Origin of the sequence: Microcoleus sp. D3_18_C4, assembly GCF_036702355.1 — a bacterium.
GTDB lineage: Bacteria > Cyanobacteriota > Cyanobacteriia > Cyanobacteriales > Microcoleaceae > Microcoleus.
In genome coordinates this window covers 1-3951 of the sequence record NZ_JAUBTF010000143.1, presented here as the reverse complement: position 1 = coordinate 3951, position 3951 = coordinate 1, and the positions used below count along the sequence as shown (strand labels likewise).

Below are 3951 nucleotides of genomic sequence, written 5' to 3'. Positions count from 1 at the left end.
CGATCGAATAAGCTTTCATTTTTTCTGCTGATGTACTGAATGTAGTGTACCACATTTACATGGAATTTGCTGTATCACCCAGCACAAGCCGATCGCATTCAACTCAACATCACGATCGCACTTTTGCTTCCATTTCAAACAAATCCCGCAGGGTGCGCTTGACCGAAAGGAAACACGAAATACTCCGTCAGTTTCTCGATGCGATAATTAAACACTTTGTACCCGTGTTTGAAGTACAGTTCCACATTCCCTCGGTGTTCCCACAATCCCAGCAAGTTGATGGCAACCTCTGAGTAATGGACTCTCACATCCCGCTGCACTTCGGCTATCCGTTCCTCAATTAGTCGAGTCGTAATTCCAATTTTAGAGAATGAGTGAAGAAACTTTAAAAATTTATAGACAGACTGAAACGGCCTTGCAATGCTGTATCAGCCATCCGCTACAGACAGGACTTTTCCACGCAAGCGTTGTTTTTTGGACGCTTGCTACACCAACGCCAAACTCTAACTTAACTGCTTCTAGCCAAATATACACTTGATTGTGGTTATAAGTCCCTCTAAAGAATTATGTGTATATTCTCCTGAAGACAGATGATAGCAGCGACCTAGGCAAATAACATACAAAGTGTACAGAGTTATTAGGTAATCTAAAGGCATAATTTAAAAGCAGTCTATTTGCGCCTTGTAGGAAAGACATTCGACTTACCCACTTGTCCAAGCTAAACAAAGTGGCAGTATGTGGCGTATTTTTGTGCCTTACTTCAGGTTAATGACTACTTGATCTTTGATACTTAATTAATTAAGTGTACCTGATTTCTTCTGTCTCTGTTCTACCTGTGAGACCCTAACTACCCTGTTGTTTTAACTCCCTATAAAAAATTGTTTGTAGATTCTCCTGAAGACGGAGGATAGCAGCGACCCAGGGAAATAACATCAAAGTCTACAGAGTTATTGGGGAAGCTCAAGCCAGAATTAAAAGCACTCTATTTGCGCCTTCTTATAGGACATACATTCGGCTTACGCACTTGCCAAAGTTGAACAAAGTTGCAGTAGGTCGCCTACTCTTGTGCCTTACTTCAGGTTAATGACCAATTGAGCTTTGATTATTATTAATTAGGTTTACCTGATTTTTTCTTTCTCTGCTCTATCTGTCACACCCTAATTACCATGTGGTAATACGCTTCTTTGTAGATGGCACAAAGGATACCAGAAATTTTCCCAGTTTGAGACATTTGTGTTGCTTGTAGGTCATCGGGTATACCCAGACTGACCAATTTTCATTTTACCTTATCACACTTATTTAAGAAGTCTCATGGTTAACTTACTCAGACCGCCCAGTGTTTCTTCAAGTTCTCGCTTCGGTACTGTAACTGGTTTGTGGAGGCAACAGTCTCTTTACGACAGGAGGGCGCTTAAGACTGGTATCGTCCATTTCGGGCCAGGTCGTTTTTTTAGGGGGCATCTTGCCTACATAATACATAACTATCTTGCACAGAAGAATTCCCAAGAGCAGAGATGGGGGATTTGTGGGGTTAGCCTCAAGAGTCAACAGACCATTACTAGGTTGAAACCGCAGAGATTCCTTTACAGTTTGACCAAACACTCTAGTTGCGCTCAAAATCGTGAGGAAGCGGAAGTTATAGGTTCTATCAGGGAAATAGTTAATGGTAGAGACAAGTGCGAGTATGTGCTTGAAAAGATGGCGTCTCCCTCTGTGCATCTGGTGACTCTTACTATTACTCAAGGAGGCTACCATCTAGATAAGAATTTTAATCTCGACACAACGAATGAAGACATCGCGCACGATTTGCAAAATCCTTCCACTCCAACTACTGCAATTGGCTTTATCGTAGAGGCGCTGCGGCGACGACGTGATCGCTCCATGACTCCGTTCACCACCCTTTCTTGCGACAACCTCCCAAGAAACGGGGATATCCTGCAAAAAGCAGTGCTAGCTTACGCTGAAGAGATCGATCCTCAGCTTGCAGAATACATCAGGGATAACGCCACGTTCCCTAATTCGGTTGTAGACAGGATTGTGCCTCAAGAACAGGAATCCGACTATAACTACCCCAGCCGACTGTTGCAAGTTCGCGATCGCGCACCCATTGTAACCGAACCATTTTGGCAGTTTGTCGTGGAAGACAACTTCGCAGGCGATCGACCCAAGTGGGAAGATACGGGGGTGATTATGACTAGCGACATCACTCCCTTCCTCTATATGAAGTCGAGATTCTTGAATGCAGTACACTCTTTCATAGCCTGTTTAGCTGTAAGAGCAGGTATAGAGTATATGCACGAGGCGATCGCGCTACCGGAATTCCAGTTGTTTACTCGGCTTCTCATGGACGATATCGCAGCAGCAACACCAGTGCCTCGCCAGATGTGTGAACAATATATGGAGCAAGTTTTAGTAAGGCTCAGTAACGAAGATCTTCCCGATACTACGGAGAGAATCTCTTCAGAAACCTGTAGGAAAGTAGGCAAGTATATATTTCCGATACTTCAGGATGCTTATAGCCGAAAAGTCAGCATGAAGCGTATTATACTTCCTGTTGCGGCGTGGCTTCTTGCAGTCAGAGAAGAGGCGTGCGAGTCTGGTCAGCCCTATTATGCCAAGGATACCCAAAGCACAATTACAGCGATTCAAGAAGGCGCACTAATTAGCGGGATTCTGGGATTGGAGAATTGCGAACAGACAGAGCTCGTAGATAATGAATGCCTCCAAGCTTTGCGAGATCTCCAGACCCAAGGACTATTGACTACGCTGAAAAATTACAGTGAGGGAGGTCTTTTGAATGAAACCGTTTCAGCATGATTTGGTGGTGCTTTTCGATCATGACGGAACTGTCGTTGATAGTGAAACCATAGCACTTAAGAGCGCATGGAGGCTGACAAATGAAGTTGCTAGTGAGTTCCCTGGCGCTCAATACTATGAGCTTGAGGACTTTGTTAAAAGCTTCGCCGGAAAACCCTACAGGGAAATACTCAAAAAGCTCTACCCAGACTCATCAACCAGTCTTAATGAGCGCGATATTGACAGGCTAGTGGCTGAAGAAGAAAAGAGAGCGATTGAACGGCTTACTGTAGAGGCAAAAGCGACAGAAGGAACGCCCCAAGTGCTGTCTTCCCTGCGCGACGACGGATTTGAATATGCGCTAGTAAGTAACAGCAGCTTACAGCGGCTGAGTGCTTGCCTGAGTGCTGCTGGCCTGACTGAGTATTTCCCAAGCGAGCAGATATTTAGCGCCCACGACTCTCTCCCGGTTCCACGTCCCAAGCCACTTCCTGACATCTACCTATATGCAGTGAAGTGTCTGGACGCAGAAGTTTCCGATTGCGTGGCAATTGAAGATTCTATCAGTGGGGTAAGGTCTGCCGTTGCTGCTGGAATTGGGCAGATTATCGGTTATGTAGGGGGAACTCATATCAGCGAGGATGAACGAAAAAGCCGTGCAGATGCTCTTGAGTCGGCTGGTGCCCACCAAGTTATCGAGCGGATGGAGGATCTTATCGGTCTATTATCAGCAACCCCAGTCTAAATAAACAGGGCATGAGGCACTGAAATCTGATCGTTTTCCAACCCTCCGCACCTACAACTTCTTGAAGTACCGGGCGATTGGTAAATCAACCTGGTGCGATCGCTGTAAGGTTTTCCACAATGCCTCAATCTGTTCATAGGCAGTTTGCGGTGACAATTTAACTCCTGTTTCTCACCCGACGATAAAGCTGACTCGTTGAGAAAATTCCTGGAGATTAGCATTAAGAAATTCTCTCAAAATGGAAGGACAAATTTGAGAAGCATCGAATGATCAATTAATTGGCAATGGATAAACGCCAGCAACGACGATACCAAAGCAACGCGCAAGCCAACTTACTTAGGGCTTGCTGAATATATCGATGGCACTTGACGTAGCCTGGGTTATGCGCTCGCGAGAGCGAGGGTAAAGTG

The 3951-nt window shown here is 45.1% G+C and carries 3 protein-coding genes and 1 pseudogene; 2 read left to right on the top strand and 2 right to left on the bottom strand.

The window, feature by feature from the left end; all coding sequences use genetic code 11:
* Nucleotides 1-134: 134 nt before the first annotated feature.
* A complete protein-coding gene (locus QUA90_RS30125) occupies nt 135-308 on the bottom strand; it encodes a hypothetical protein (RefSeq protein WP_333448763.1) in 174 nt (57 codons plus the stop codon).
* Nucleotides 309-1311: 1003 nt separating this feature from the next.
* On the opposite strand from QUA90_RS30125, the gene QUA90_RS30120 reads away from it, so the two are divergent.
* Together QUA90_RS30120 and QUA90_RS30115 are read left to right on the top strand one after the other, a co-directional pair.
* Nucleotides 1312-2817, top strand: coding sequence for a mannitol dehydrogenase family protein (locus QUA90_RS30120; RefSeq protein WP_333448762.1), 1506 nt, complete (start codon nt 1312-1314; stop codon nt 2815-2817).
* On the top strand, nt 2798-3541 hold the full coding sequence (locus QUA90_RS30115; protein WP_333448761.1) for an HAD family phosphatase: 744 nt from the start codon (nt 2798-2800) through the stop codon (nt 3539-3541). Before QUA90_RS30120 ends, QUA90_RS30115 begins: the two co-directional genes overlap by 20 nt.
* A 51-nt stretch (nt 3542-3592) precedes the next feature.
* Here QUA90_RS30115 and QUA90_RS30640 read toward each other — a convergent pair.
* Nucleotides 3593-3700, bottom strand: a pseudogene (locus QUA90_RS30640) (DUF7219 family protein); the annotation flags it as partial.
* Nucleotides 3701-3951: the final 251 nt, after the last annotated feature.